Source organism: Nitrosomonas sp., from assembly GCF_019635155.1.
GTDB lineage: Bacteria > Pseudomonadota > Gammaproteobacteria > Burkholderiales > Nitrosomonadaceae > Nitrosomonas.
On the sequence record NZ_JAHBZY010000010.1, the window covers coordinates 101027 to 113788 of the forward strand.

9 protein-coding genes, 2 tRNA genes, 3 rRNA genes and 2 pseudogenes are annotated in these 12762 nt (G+C 49.0%); 11 read left to right on the forward strand and 5 right to left on the reverse strand.

Going from position 1 to position 12762, the window contains the following annotated elements; all coding sequences use genetic code 11:
* Window positions 1–87 precede the first annotated feature (87 nt).
* A complete protein-coding gene (locus KF839_RS08795) occupies window positions 88–597 on the forward strand; it encodes a chemotaxis protein CheW (protein ID WP_292917466.1) in 510 nt (169 codons plus the stop codon).
* A 57-nt stretch (window positions 598–654) separates the two neighbouring features.
* Window positions 655–1542: an acetylglutamate kinase gene (gene argB, locus KF839_RS08800; RefSeq protein WP_292917467.1), complete on the forward strand. Its 888-nt coding sequence runs from the start codon at window positions 655–657 to the stop codon at window positions 1540–1542.
* A gap of 18 nt (window positions 1543–1560) precedes the next feature.
* Here argB and KF839_RS08805 read toward each other — a convergent pair whose 3' ends face one another.
* On the reverse strand, window positions 1561–2286 hold the full coding sequence (locus tag KF839_RS08805; protein WP_292917468.1) for an RNA methyltransferase: 726 nt from the start codon (window positions 2284–2286) through the stop codon (window positions 1561–1563).
* Between the two features lie 80 nt (window positions 2287–2366).
* A pseudogene (locus tag KF839_RS08810) lies at window positions 2367–3526 on the reverse strand (IS3 family transposase).
* Window positions 3527–3592: 66 nt separating this feature from the next.
* On the opposite strand from KF839_RS08810, the pseudogene tnpA reads away from it, so the two are divergent.
* Window positions 3593–3883 (forward strand): annotated as a pseudogene (gene tnpA, locus KF839_RS08815) (IS200/IS605 family transposase); the annotation flags it as partial.
* A 95-nt stretch (window positions 3884–3978) separates the two neighbouring features.
* On the opposite strand, the gene KF839_RS08820 reads toward tnpA, so the two are convergent.
* Window positions 3979–4143, reverse strand: coding sequence for a hypothetical protein (locus KF839_RS08820; RefSeq protein WP_292917469.1), 165 nt, complete (start codon window positions 4141–4143; stop codon window positions 3979–3981).
* 11 nt (window positions 4144–4154) lie between these two features.
* On the opposite strand from KF839_RS08820, the gene KF839_RS08825 reads away from it, so the two are divergent.
* Together KF839_RS08825 and KF839_RS08830 are read left to right on the forward strand one after the other, a co-directional pair.
* Window positions 4155–4406: a hypothetical protein gene (locus KF839_RS08825; RefSeq protein WP_292917470.1), complete on the forward strand. Its 252-nt coding sequence runs from the start codon at window positions 4155–4157 to the stop codon at window positions 4404–4406.
* 10 nt (window positions 4407–4416) lie between these two features.
* Complete coding sequence (locus KF839_RS08830) at window positions 4417–4482, forward strand: hypothetical protein (protein WP_323802058.1); 66 nt, start codon at window positions 4417–4419, stop codon at window positions 4480–4482.
* Between the two features lie 73 nt (window positions 4483–4555).
* On the opposite strand, the gene KF839_RS08835 is transcribed toward KF839_RS08830, so the two are convergent.
* Together KF839_RS08835 and KF839_RS08840 are read right to left on the reverse strand one after the other, a co-directional pair.
* Window positions 4556–5251: a response regulator transcription factor gene (locus tag KF839_RS08835; protein WP_292917471.1), complete on the reverse strand. Its 696-nt coding sequence runs from the start codon at window positions 5249–5251 to the stop codon at window positions 4556–4558.
* 354 nt (window positions 5252–5605) lie between these two features.
* Window positions 5606–6547, reverse strand: a complete 942-nt coding sequence (locus tag KF839_RS08840; RefSeq protein WP_292917472.1) for an IS481 family transposase — start codon at window positions 6545–6547, stop codon at window positions 5606–5608.
* A 364-nt stretch (window positions 6548–6911) separates the two neighbouring features.
* Between KF839_RS08840 and KF839_RS08845 the strand changes: the two genes are divergently transcribed.
* The 6 genes from KF839_RS08845 to KF839_RS08870 form a co-directional block, all read left to right on the forward strand.
* Window positions 6912–8447: ribosomal RNA gene (locus KF839_RS08845) — 16S ribosomal RNA — on the forward strand.
* A 113-nt stretch (window positions 8448–8560) separates the two neighbouring features.
* Window positions 8561–8637 (forward strand) — tRNA-Ile (locus KF839_RS08850).
* Between the two features lie 11 nt (window positions 8638–8648).
* Window positions 8649–8724 (forward strand) — tRNA-Ala (locus KF839_RS08855).
* A gap of 214 nt (window positions 8725–8938) precedes the next feature.
* Window positions 8939–11867, forward strand: a 23S ribosomal RNA gene (locus KF839_RS08860).
* 195 nt (window positions 11868–12062) lie between these two features.
* A 5S ribosomal RNA gene (gene rrf, locus KF839_RS08865) occupies window positions 12063–12176 on the forward strand.
* The 16S, 23S and 5S rRNA genes sit together here with 2 tRNA genes alongside, the layout of an rRNA operon.
* Before the next feature lie 146 nt (window positions 12177–12322).
* The coding region (locus KF839_RS08870; RefSeq protein ID WP_292917473.1) for an alcohol dehydrogenase catalytic domain-containing protein at window positions 12323–12762 on the forward strand (440 nt) is incomplete at its 3' end.

Genomic DNA, 12762 nt, shown 5'->3' on the forward strand with positions numbered 1-12762 from the left:
TCGAAATTTCAAGGCCGATAATACAGTAAAATAACGCGATTACGAATAAACAATTGGCGAGAGCGCCGTCATCGGCGATCAAAATCCATGAGCATAGAAGAAATCAATCCGGCTCAAAGTAAGCAGAAAGGAAGTACCGGTAAGCAAACAAGCACATCGGCTGTTATCGGCGTGACTGCCGGTGAAGAGCGTTATTTGATTCCGATGACGGAAGTCAATGAAGTCATTGTCATGCCAAAGCTTGCGCATGTTCCGCTGACGCAATCCTGGTTTCTTGGTTTAGCCAATGTACGCGGTAATCTCTATGGCATTACGGATTTATCGATGTATCTTGGCCATCAATCGATGCCGTTTAATTTGAAATCGCGCGTATTACTGGCATTTCCAGGCAATAAAGACTATGGTGGTTTTGCCGTGCATAGCATGCTCGGCATCCGAAAATTGTCCGAGTTTACCCCGGTTAAATCACCCAAAAAGAAACTATCTGCCGGCATCCTGGCGCACTATCAAGACAGCGAGGGACGAATTTGGAAGGAACTCAGCATATTTGCTTTGATCCGGGACGAAAAATTTATGCAGATCGCTCGCAGTGAATAAGAAATCATTTTTTTATGCACACGACAATAAAATCAACCAACCGATAACAGTAAAATTATGTCGATAACTTCTATCGCTGCAAAAGAAAAAGCCAAGATTCTGGCGGAAGCATTGCCGTACATTCAACGTTTCCACGGTAAAACCATTGTCATCAAATACGGCGGCAACGCCATGGTGGAAGAAAATCTCAAGCACGGATTCGCGCGCGATGTCGTGCTGTTGAAACTGGTTGGCATGAATCCGGTGGTAGTGCATGGCGGCGGACCGCAGATCAACGATATGCTCAAGCGCGTCGGCAAGCAAGGCGAATTCATTCAAGGTATGCGCGTTACTGACGCGGAAACCATGAATGTCGTCGAAATGGTGCTCGGCGGTTCGGTCAATAAAGACATTGTCAATCTGATCAACCGCCACGGTGGCAAAGCGGTTGGTTTGACCGGCAAGGACGGTGCGTTTATTCGCGCCAAGAAAATGCTGATGCCGGATCGTGAAACCGCTGGCAAGTGGATCAACATCGGCCAGGTCGGCGAGATCGAATCGATCGATCCGGCGTTGATCGCGTTGCTTGACACCCAGGATTTCATCCCGGTGATTGCGCCGATCGGTGTCGGCAGCGAAGGCGAAGCCTACAACATCAACGCCGACTTGGTTGCGGGCAAGCTGGCGGAAATTCTAAAGGCGGAAAAATTGATTTTGCTGTCGAACATTCCCGGTGTCATGAACAAGGAAGGCAAGCTCCTGACCGGTCTGACCGCGCAACGTGTCGACGAACTATTTGCCGACGGCACCATTTCCGGCGGCATGCTGCCGAAGATCGGTTCAGCGCTGGATGCGATCAAGAAAGGCGTCAAATCCTGTCACATTATCGATGGGCGTGTCGAACACGCTTTGTTGCTGGAAATTTTGACCGATCAAGGGGTCGGTACATTAATCAAAGAAAATTAATCGATTGGGTGCCGAATTTCACCAGCGCTTACCCAGTGCTGTCAAAATCCCGCGCAGAATTTGCACTTCCTCTTTCTCCAGCCGCGCCTTTGAAAACAAACGGCGGATACGCTGCATCAGCAATTTGGGTTTTTCCGGGTCGAGGAAATCACTGGCAATCATCGCTTGCTCAAGATGCGCGTAGAATAATTCCAAATCATTGAAGCTGGCTGGTGACCCAATCGGGGTTGCAGGTTCTGCATCTTCTATCAGCGCCATGCGCAACTCATATGCCATGACTTGCACTGCGCTGGCCAGGTTCAACGACGTAAATTCCGGATTTGCAGGAATGTGAATGATCATCTGGCATTTGTTTACTTCCGCGGTCGTCAGGCCGGAAGTTTCCGCGCCAAACAGTAAAGCGACCGGGTGATGCCGGGCATAACACAATAATTCCCGCGCGCCCTGCCGCGCATCGAAAACATCGTGCGAAAGATCGCGCGGACGCGCTGTAATCGCAGCGACCAGCACAGTGGTGTCCAATGCTTCATCCAACTCAGAGCATACCTTGACTTTCTCAAGAATGTCACGGGCGCTGACCGCACGGGCATTCGCTTCTTTATCAGGGAAAGATTTTGGATTAATCAGATAGAGCGAGCTTAATCCCATCGTTTTCATCGCCCGTGCCGCCGCGCCGATATTGCCGGGGTGCATAGTGTGACTGAGTACGATGCGGATGTAGTCAAGCGGATTGGAAAGATTCATTAACGATAGGTAGCAGAAAGGTGAATGCCGATAACTCAGTGAGGTAAGCCCCCGGCTAAGCCGGGGGACTCATGTTGTGGTCAAATAAAGCCGGACACTTTATTAAGTCCTTTTTCAAATTCTATTGGTGTCACATCACCGATCGCCGTATGAATACGCTGAGAATTATAGTAACTCATATAGGCATGAGTATCGGCAATAGCAGATTCTCTGGTTTGATAACTATTTCCTGTCAGCCATTCACGTTTCAAGCTACTGAAGAAACGCTCGACCGGAGAATTATCCCAACAATTTTCCTTTCTGCTCATTGAGCAGACCATGCCATGCTGTTTAAGTAACTGCTGATATGCATGGCTGGCATACTGGCCGCCGCGATCGGAATGATGAATCAACCCTTCAGGCGGACTACGTAAATTAATTGCCATCAATAATGCCCGGATCACCAGCGATTGCTTCATTTGTTTGTCTATACTCCAGCCGATCACACGCCGTGAGTACAAATCAATGACTACCGCCAGATATAGCCAGCCCTGTAATGTCCAGATGTAAGTAATATCAGTCGCCCATACTTGATTGGGGCATCCCGGACTAAACTGCCGATCCAGTATATTGGGTGCTATCGGGCATGAATGCTTGCTGTCTGTGGTCAACACAAACCGGCGCTTACGTTTAACAACTAATCCGAGTTTATTCATGAGAAAACGTATTCGATGTCGACCTGCCTGAAAACCTTCCTTGCGTAACTGCTTCATTAAGCGTCGGCTGCCCATGCTTTCTCTGGATTGGGTAAAGTGCATTTTCATCCGCTGACACAGATGCCAGGTTTGGCTATCGATGAGCTTTGCACCCTTCTTGCGCCAATCATAATAAGCACTGCTGCTCACGTTCATTACCCTGCAAAGCATAGCTACTGGATAATGATTTCTCCGAGCTTGAATGAAACCATATTTCACTTCATTTCTTGCGCAAAGAAGGCGCTCGCCTTTTTTAGGATTTCTTTCTCCATGCGCAGTGTTTTTACCTCTCTTCTGAGACGTTGCAGTTCTGCACGTTCATCAGCATCCAGACATTTCCCATCTCTCTCCTGCGCTTGCTGCTTCACCCACCGTTGCAGATTCTTCTCACTGGTGTCAACTACTTGAGCCGCTTGCACTATGGTGTAGCCGTGCTCTGTAACCAGTAATACCGCTTCCTTTTTAAATTGCGCTGAATAGACCCTTCGCTTTTCTGATTCTTTCATCTTTCACCTCGTTAATTAGTCTTCCAACTACCTTAACAAGATATCCGCCTCTATTGGACCACAACAAAGGAAGCGAATATTGTAGAGGGGTACATTATGCTGGATCACGTGTACATGTGCATCAGTATTTCGCCGAAATATTCGGTATCGAACGTGATGGGTTACATCAAGGGGAAGAGTGCAATTGCGATAGCGAGGCGCTACGGAGGTCGAGTAAAGAATTTTACGGGTGAGGTTTTCTGGGCTCGAGGGTATTTTGTTTCTACGGTCGGTCTTGATGAAGGAATAGTCAGGGCCTATATCCGCAACCAAGAGCATGAAGATGAACGCTACGACCAAATGAAATTAGATGTTTAGCCGCCTTGGACGGCTCATGGTTTAGGACGCCTTTGAGGCGTTCACTCAATAAGCCTCCGGCTTTGCCGGAGGTAATTTAACTACTGGGATGAAACCTATAATGGTAGCGGTTGCGTAACTTGCAGCAATGCGGCTTTAACCGGCGGCGCGGTGACTTGACTGATGGCGTCATCACGGCGGACAACTGGTTTGTGACCGAGGCACCTGTCGGCAATGGTCCGTATGTCGGCTGGACGCTCGATCCGGTGATTACGTTTCACTGGATACGCCGGTGAATATCACCTCCGTGACGTTCCATTTTGACGATTCCAACGGAGCAGGCGGCGTTTATGCGCCGTCAAATGTGAACGCTGGCGATACTAATTTTGCGATTGCCGATCCGGTTGGGTCGGCCCCATTCGCTTTCGTAACAGACGGTTTGTCGTTTAGCGGTAATGATCTGGTGGTCTCTATCACTCGAGCGGGCCTTGGGTGTTTCTTAGCGAAGTGGCATTTAATGCCGCACCGATATTCCGGAGCCTGAAACTTATGCGATGCTGTTAGCAGGTCTTGGCTTTCTTGGATTTGTGGCGTGCCGCAGAAGAGCAATTGCGGTTTAGTTGACGGGATTCAACTGCTCAAATGTAATACGGGGGACATTGGCCCCCGTTCTCTTGTTCGAGGCACGAGCGTTTACGCAATTTCCGCTACCTTGGCGTTTTGCAGCCGGTAGCCGTAACCGTAGATAGTCTGGATATCCCATTCGCTTTGCGGAGTAAACTGAAGTTTGTTACGAAGTCGGCTGATATGCGTATCAACCGTGCGTGTGTCAATTTCAGCTGCCAATCCCCAAATTTTTTCGAGCAAGTGAATTCTTGATAATAGTTTGTTTTTATTGTGAAATAGATAGTTGGCAAGCGCGAATTCTTTTTGTGTAAGTCCGATGTTTTTTCCGGAAATATTGATTTCTTGATTGCCGCAGTCGATTGCGTAGGGTCCGAAATGCAGTACAGAGGATTGTTTTTCGCGGTTGCGGCGTGTGAGTGATTCGATTCTGGCGAGCAATTCAAAGTGCCGGGTTGATTTTACAAAATAGTCATCGGCACCCATATGTAAAACATGTACAACATCCGATTCGCTATCGCGTGATGTCACACAAATGATTGGGATATGCCAGCTGTAGTTTCCTCGAATCCATTTAAGTACTTCTTCCGCTGTACCATCCGGAAGCATCCAATCCAACACAAGCAAGTCGAATTTTTTCTCTTTCAGTGCATCGAGAAACGCGGCAATGGAGCTAAAAATTTCGTATTCGTACTGCCCATGAGAAAATAATAGTTCATAAATGGCTATTTGAGTTGGTTCGTCTTCAAGTATTCCTAATCGCATAGATATCAGTATTTATGATGAATAAGTTTAAGAAACATTGCATTGAGTTTTGTGAATAGAAACTATACTAAATTTGATAATCGGGTGATCAATATAATTCTTGAATGGTATATATGCTTTTTAAACGTAATGAACTGATATTTATATGTATATAATCATTGAGTTGTTTTGTAACTGTGTATCGTGCTGAGGATCTTGGGATTCAAGTTGTTAAATGTGATGCTACTGATTGATTTTTTTCTCTTAATATTCAATGATCGTTATGGCTCACCGTGGATGTGGTTTTTTATTTATTATTAAGGAAATATATGGCAATAGGCACAGCAAAATGATTCTAAAAGATTACCTAGATGTTTATCCCACGGTGTGCTGGGATGGGTCAACGTTAAATCGTTCTGGCTCTTTTGTCCATATTTTGCGAATGTATTCATAAGGCGTGAGGCTATTGAGGGTTTTTAGTCGTCTAGCGAAGTTATAGGCCATCACAAAAGTATGTAGATGAGCCTTCAACTGATCATGTGAATCATAGTAATAGCGTTTCACAGTCGCTTCTTTGATTGTTCTATTCATGCGCTCGACCTGTCCGTTCGTCCAGGGATGTTTTGGTTTCGTGAGTCTGTGTTCGATGCCATACTCAACGCAGACGCGATCAAAGATATGTATGAAGGCGTATTTATCGCAGACTCGGTCGGCGAACTGGATACCATTGTCGGTCAGGACAGTATGGATTGTGTAAGGAGCGGCTTTAAGCAAGCTACGTAAAAAATCTGCCGCGATCATCTTTGTGGAACGCTCATGCAGCTCGGTGTAAGCGTACTTTGATGTGCGGTCAATGGTGACGAATAGATAAAGCTTTCCTTCTTCCGTTTGAACTTCCGCGATATCGATATGAAAATAGCCAATCGGATAGTTTTTAAATTTCTTTTTTGCAGGCTTATCACCCTCGACATCCGGCAACCGGCTAATGCCGTGACGTTGATAACAGCGATGAAAGGTCGGGCGTGATAAATGCGGGACCGTGGACTGCAACGCATACAAGCAATCGTCCAGAGGCAAGAGCGTATGCCGCCGAAAAGCAACACACATAGCTTCCTCCTCTGGCTTCAAAACCGTGGAGGTAGGGACCGAAGGCCCCATCGGCGCATCATGGACAAAGTTACGCTTGCGCCACTTGGATACGATTCTCGGATTAATACCGTACCGCTTCGCCAGAACATTCAGGCTCTCTTGACTATGTTGTATCGTGCGACGCACCGCCTCCGTCGTGCGGGCGCTTCCATGCAGAATTTGTCCCATAATTCCTCCTTCAGTACCTGATTGTATATTACGCCAGCACACCGTGGGACTAAACAACTAGAGTATGAGCGGTGGTTTTTTTAGAGAACTCAAAATTCACACGCCAGTTAATCATTTTTTAAATATTTTTCAATAAATGAAAAAAAATCTTGACCAGTACTTCAGAGTCTGTATAATTCCGCTTCTCGCTGCATGAGCAACAAAAAAGTAGCGATGTTCTTTAAAAAAATACAATCGATAGGTGTGAGTACTTGATAAGTCAAAAGAGCAAATTTATTGCTTAAAAGCTTAATTAGTATTCGCTAAAATGTAGAAATTGATAAATTAATCAAAATCGACGTCAAGCGAAAGTTTTACCAGAATTGAACTTAAGAGTTTGATCCTGGCTCAGATTGAACGCTGGCGGCATGCTTTACACATGCAAGTCGAACGGCAGCACGGACTTCGGTCTGGTGGCGAGTGGCGAACGGGTGAGTAATGCATCGGAACGTGTCCTAAAGTGGGGGATAACGCATCGAAAGATGCGCTAATACCGCATAATCTCTGAGGAGAAAAGTAGGGGATCGTAAGACCTTATGCTTTTGGAGCGGCCGATGTCTGATTAGCTAGTTGGTAGGGTAATGGCCTACCAAGGCGACGATCAGTAGTTGGTCTGAGAGGATGGCCAGCCACACTGGGACTGAGACACGGCCCAGACTCCTACGGGAGGCAGCAGTGGGGAATTTTGGACAATGGGCGAAAGCCTGATCCAGCAATGCCGCGTGAGTGAAGAAGGCCTTCGGGTTGTAAAGCTCTTTCAGTTGAAAAGAAAAGATTGTGACTAATAATCATAATTCATGACGGTATCAACAGAAGAAGCACCGGCTAACTACGTGCCAGCAGCCGCGGTAATACGTAGGGTGCAAGCGTTAATCGGAATTATTGGGCGTAAAGGGTGCGCAGGCGGTTTTGTAAGTCAGATGTGAAATCCCCGGGCTTAACCTGGGAATTGCGTTTGAAACTACAAGACTAGAGTGTGGCAGAGGGGGGTGGAATTCCATGTGTAGCAGTGAAATGCGTAGAGATGTGGAAGAACATCGATGGCGAAGGCAACCCCCTGGGTTAACACTGACGCTCAGGCACGAAAGCGTGGGGAGCAAACAGGATTAGATACCCTGGTAGTCCACGCCCTAAACTATGTCAACTAGTTGTCGGGTCTTAATAGGCTTGGTAACGTAGCTAACGCGTGAAGTTGACCGCCTGGGGAGTACGGTCGCAAGATTAAAACTCAAAGGAATTGACGGGGACCCGCACAAGCGGTGGATTATGTGGATTAATTCGATGCAACGCGAAAAACCTTACCTACCCTTGACATGTGCAAAATTTTTCAGAGATGAAGAAGTGCCCGAAAGGGAATTGCAACACAGGTGCTGCATGGCTGTCGTCAGCTCGTGTCGTGAGATGTTGGGTTAAGTCCCGCAACGAGCGCAACCCTTATCATTAATTGCCATCATTTAGTTGGGCACTTTAATGAGACTGCCGGTGATAAACCGGAGGAAGGTGGGGATGACGTCAAGTCCTCATGGCCCTTATGGGTAGGGCTTCACACGTAATACAATGGCGCGTACAGAGGGTTGCCAACTCGCGAGAGGGAGCTAATCTCATAAAGCGCGTCGTAGTCCGGATCGGAGTCTGCAACTCGACTCCGTGAAGTCGGAATCGCTAGTAATCGCGGATCAGCATGTCGCGGTGAATACGTTCCCGGGTCTTGTACACACCGCCCGTCACACCATGGGAGTGGGCTTCACCAGAAGCAGGTAGTCTAACCGTAAGGAGGGCGCTTGCCACGGTGAGGTTCATGACTGGGGTGAAGTCGTAACAAGGTAGCCGTAGGGGAACCTGCGGCTGGATCACCTCCTTTCAAGAAATGACTGTGTCAAGTACTCACAACCTATCGATTGTTTTATAGACAGAGCTAAGAGCCAGAGTTTTTGCTAGTTTATGATCTATGAGAAATGGTGCTTAGACTTATTTGGGTCTGTAGCTCAGTTGGTTAGAGCACACGCTTGATAAGCGTGGGGTCGGTGGTTCAAGTCCACCCAGACCCACCAACGGCATAAAAGGGGGTGTAGCTCAGCTGGGAGAGCACCTGCTTTGCAAGCAGGGGGTCATCGGTTCGATCCCGTTCACCTCCACCAATAATAGTTAATAAATATTAAAATGGTGGGAATGATAGGTTCGTGACGGTTCCTCTATTGTCTATGTATTTTTGTTCTTTAAAAATGTGGAAAATAATAGCTTTCATTGATGTTAATGGAAGCTAAGGGTTAAGATTGTATCTTTGTAATGAAAGAAGATATGAAAAGTAACTAAATATGGTTTTTATAGCTTTGATAATTTTTAAAGTTATAGGATCAAGTGAATAAGTGCAAGTGGTGGATGCCTTGGCGATTACAGGCGATGAAGGACGTGGAAGCCTGCGAAAAGCTTCGGGGAGTTGGCAAGCAAACTTTGATCCGGAGATGTCCGAATGGGGAAACCCGACTCTTGTCTAATTGGTTCTTCGAGAATTAGATAAAAGAGCTTATTAGGCAAGAGTCAACCTTAATTGAATATATAGATTAAGTGTAGCGAACCTGGAGAACTGAAACATCTAAGTATCCAGAGGAAAAGAAATCAATCGAGATTCCCAAAGTAGTGGCGAGCGAAATGGGATCAGCCTTCAATATTTAGCATTTGAATTAATCGAATTTTCTGGAAAGTTAAGCCATAGTAGGTGATAGCCCTGTAGATGAAAATTCAAATGTGGAACTAAGATTGAGAAAAGTAGAGCGGGACACGAGAAATCCTGCTTGAAGATGGGGGGACCATCCTCCAAGGCTAAATACTCGTAATCGACCGATAGTGAACCAGTACCGTGAGGGAAAGGCGAAAAGAACCCCGGAAGGGGAGTGAAATAGATCCTGAAACCGCTTGCATACAAACAGTGGGAGCCCGTAAGGGTGACTGCGTACCTTTTGTATAATGGGTCAGCGACTTACATTCAGTAGCAAGCTTAACCGAGTAGGGGAAGCGTAGCGAAAGCGAGTCTTAATAGGGCGTCAAGTTGCTGGGTGTAGACCCGAAACCAGATGAGCTATTCATGGCCAGGATGAAGCGAGGGTAACACCTCGTGGAGGTCCGAACCCACTAGTGTTGAAAAACTAGGGGATGAGCTGTGAATAGGGGTGAAAGGCTAAACAAATCTGGAAATAGCTGGTTCTCTCCGAAAACTATTTAGGTAGTGCCTCATGTATCACCTTTGGGGGTAGAGCACTGTTATGGCTAGGGGGTCATCGCGACTTACCAAACCATTGCAAACTCCGAATACCAAAGAGTGTAAGCATGGGAGACAGACATCGGGTGCTAACGTCCGGTGTCAAAAGGGAAACAACCCAGACCCTCAGCTAAGGTCCCAAAGATATAGTTAAGTGGTAAACGAAGTGGGAAGGCATAGACAGTCAGGAGGTTGGCTTAGAAGCAGCCATCCTTTAAAGAAAGCGTAATAGCTCACTGATCGAGTCGTCCTGCGCGGAAGATGTAACGGGGCTTAAACTATACACCGAAGCTAGGGATTTACAGCAATGTAAATGGTAGGAGAGCGTTCCGTAAGCCTGTGAAGGTGGCTTGTAAAGGCTGCTGGAGGTATCGGAAGTGCGAATGCTGACATGAGTAGCGATAAAGGAAGTGAAAGACTTCCTCGCCGAAAACCCAAGGTTTCCTGTGCAACGTTAATCGGCGCAGGGTGAGTCGGCCCCTAAGGTGAGGCAGAAATGCGTAGCTGATGGGAAACTGGTTAAAATTCCAGTACCTTTGTTTAATGCGATGTGGGGACGAAGAAGGTTAGCTCAGCCGGGCGTTGGATATCCCGGTTCAAGCAAGTAGATATGTTACTTAGGAAAATCCGAGTGACTAAATCGAGATGTGATAACGCAACACTCTTCGGAGTGCCAAGTGAGTAATACCATGCTTCCAGGAAAAGCCGCTAAGCTTCAGTTAAATAAAGACCGTACCGCAAACCAACACAGGTGGGTAGGATGAGAATTCTAAGGCGCTTGAGAGAACTCAGGAGAAGGAACTCGGCAAAATGACACCGTAACTTCGGGAGAAGGTGTGCCTTTGGTATGTGTAATGCCTTGCGCATGAAGCAGAAAAAGGTTGCAAATAATAGGTGGCTGCGACTGTTTAATAAAAACACAGCACTCTGCAAACACGTAAGTGGACGTATAGAGTGTGACGCCTGCCCGGTGCCGGAAGGTTAAATGATGGGGTGCAAGCTCTTGATTGAAGCCCCGGTAAACGGCGGCCGTAACTATAACGGTCCTAAGGTAGCGAAATTCCTTGTCGGGTAAGTTCCGACCTGCACGAATGGCGTAACGATGGCCACACTGTCTCCTCCTGGGACTCAGCGAAGTTGAAATGTTTGTGAAGATGCAATCTCCCCGCGGCTAGACGGAAAGACCCCGTGCACCTTTACTGTAGCTTTACATTGGACTTTGATAACATTTGTGTAGGATAGGTGGGAGGCTTTGAAGTAGATTCGCTAGAATCTATGGAGCCATCCTTGAAATACCACCCTAATGTTGTTGGGGTTCTAACCTAGATCCATTAGCTGGATTGGGGACCGTGTATGGTAGGCAGTTTGACTGGGGCGGTCTCCTCCCAAATTGTAACGGAGGAGTACGAAGGTACGCTAGGTACGGTCGGAAATCGTGCTGATAGTGCAATGGCAAAAGCGTGCTTAACTGCGAGACTGACAAGTCGAGCAGGTGCGAAAGCAGGTCATAGTGATCCGGTGGTTCTGTATGGAAGGGCCATCGCTCAACGGATAAAAGGTACGCCGGGGATAACAGGCTGATTCCTCCCAAGAGTTCATATCGACGGGGGAGTTTGGCACCTCGATGTCGGCTCATCACATCCTGGGGCTGTAGCCGGTCCCAAGGGTATGGCTGTTCGCCATTTAAAGTGGTACGTGAGCTGGGTTCAAAACGTCGTGAGACAGTTTGGTCCCTATCTGCCGTGGGCGTTGGAGATTTGACGGGGGCTGCTCCTAGTACGAGAGGACCGGAGTGGACGCATCCCTGGTGTACCGGTTGTGACGCCAGTCGCATTGCCGGGTAGCTAAATGCGGAAGAGATAACCGCTGAAAGCATCTAAGCGGGAAACTTGCCTGAAGATGAGATCTCCCGGGGGTCCAACCCCCCTGAAGGGTCGTCCGAGACCAGGACGTTGATAGGCTGGGTGTGCAAGGGTGGCAACGCCTTGAGCTAACCAGTACTAATTGCCCGTGCGGCTTGACCCTATAACTCTGCACCAGACGCCTGTGCGCGCCGTCTCCCCCACCCGGGAAACAGCGCCGGCGCAATGCAACACCCACACCTTCATGACCCCCCGAACAAGCGCGTGGATGCCCCCGTGGTTGCGAAGCACCGCCAACACGAACAAACAGGGCACCCACGACCGTGGCCGCAGAGCACCGCAGGCCACATACCGAATTCCTGGCGACCATAGCGCGTTGGCCCCACCCCTTCCCATCCCGAACAGGACCGTGAAACGACGTCGCGCCGATGATATTGCGGATTGCCCGTGAGAAAGTAGGTCATCGCCAGGGCCTTACCCGTGGTTGCGAAGCACCGTGACCACAAACAAAAAAGCCCGATCTCCACAGAGATCGGGCTTTTTGCTTTCCGGCGGCCGCCTTGCGCCCCCCGGGCGCCGGGCGATAACCTCGTGCGAACACCTCCCGGGGAGATCGCCTTGAAAGCCCGCGCCGCCGTCCTTCACACCGTTGGTGCGCCGCCGCCCTACGCGCAGAGCCGGCCGTTGCGGGTCGAGGAAATCGAGCTCGCGCCGCCGGGCCCCGGCGAGGTTCTCGTGCGCGTGCGCGCCGCCGGGCTTTGCCACTCGGACCTCTCGGTCATCAACGGCGACCGGCCGCGCCCGGTGCCGATGGCGCTGGGCCACGAGGCCGCCGGGGAAGTGGTCGAGTGCGGCCCCCTGGTCGCCGCCCTCGCCCCGGGCGACCACGTCGTCATGGTGTTCGTGCCCAGTTGCGGGCACTGCGTGCCGTGCATGGAGGGTCGCCCCGCGCTCTGCGAGCCGGGCGCCGCGGCCAACACCGCGGGCACGCTCCTCGGCGGCGCGCGCCGCCTGTCGATGCGCGGCGCCCCGGTCAACCACCACATGGGCGTCTCGGC

Bases quoted from the DNA above. Each gene is read 5' to 3' on its own strand.
- argB (WP_292917467.1), top strand. From the start codon at position 655: ATGTCGATAACTTCTATCGCTGCAAAAGAAAAAGCCAAGATTCTGGCG.
- KF839_RS08840 (WP_292917472.1), bottom strand. From the start codon at position 6,547: ATGGGACAAATTCTGCATGGAAGCGCCCGCACGACGGAGGCGGTGCGT.
- KF839_RS08795 (WP_292917466.1), top strand. From the start codon at position 88: ATGAGCATAGAAGAAATCAATCCGGCTCAAAGTAAGCAGAAAGGAAGT.
- KF839_RS08805 (WP_292917468.1), bottom strand. From the start codon at position 2,286: ATGAATCTTTCCAATCCGCTTGACTACATCCGCATCGTACTCAGTCAC.
- KF839_RS08835 (WP_292917471.1), bottom strand. From the start codon at position 5,251: ATGCGATTAGGAATACTTGAAGACGAACCAACTCAAATAGCCATTTAT.